General features: G+C 46.3%; 1 pseudogene. It reads right to left on the bottom strand.

From position 1 onward, the window contains the following. Positions 1-544: pseudogene (locus ACJRPK_RS17485) on the bottom strand (hypothetical protein); the annotation flags it as partial.

Below are 544 nucleotides of genomic sequence, written 5' to 3'. Positions count from 1 at the left end.
GTACTTGATACATGCCACCGGAAAGCATGGTTGCCTCAAATGTTTGCGTTTCATCAAGGAGTACTGGGGCTCCATAGGCTTCAAAGACGTCTAGTTCATTTTTACGCATCAGTTGATACTGATAAGGCGGAATTCCACCGATAGCTTTGGCGCTTATCGTACCATCATCATTAGCAGTGTCATTATCTCCACAGATCACATCGGTTTTAAGTAGGGTATCAAAAACTAGTGGTGGAGGTTCACTTACAATAAATTCGGAGCTTTCAGTACATCCTTTCCCATCGGTAATATCGAGCGTATAGGTAGCCGCAGGTAAGTCTTCGAGATAAATCTCAAAGGTAGAGGTATCGGGATTCGTTGTAGTTGCAGGCGGGATAGTAACCACAGGATCACTACGCCAGCTGTACGTATACGTAGGTCCGCTACTCACGGGCGTGCCGCCTTGCACAGTTGCAACGATAGCTCCATTAGCGCGTCCTGCATAAGTAGCATCCTTGGTGGATCCATTTATAACAATAGGAGTAGCGGGACTGATGGTTTCTGT

It is taken from the genome of Aquimarina sp. 2-A2, from assembly GCF_045505135.1.
GTDB classification, from domain to species: Bacteria; Bacteroidota; Bacteroidia; order Flavobacteriales; family Flavobacteriaceae; genus Aquimarina; species Aquimarina intermedia.
Note: the sequence above shows the minus strand (reverse complement) of the source record. Positions and strands in the feature narration are given on the sequence as shown.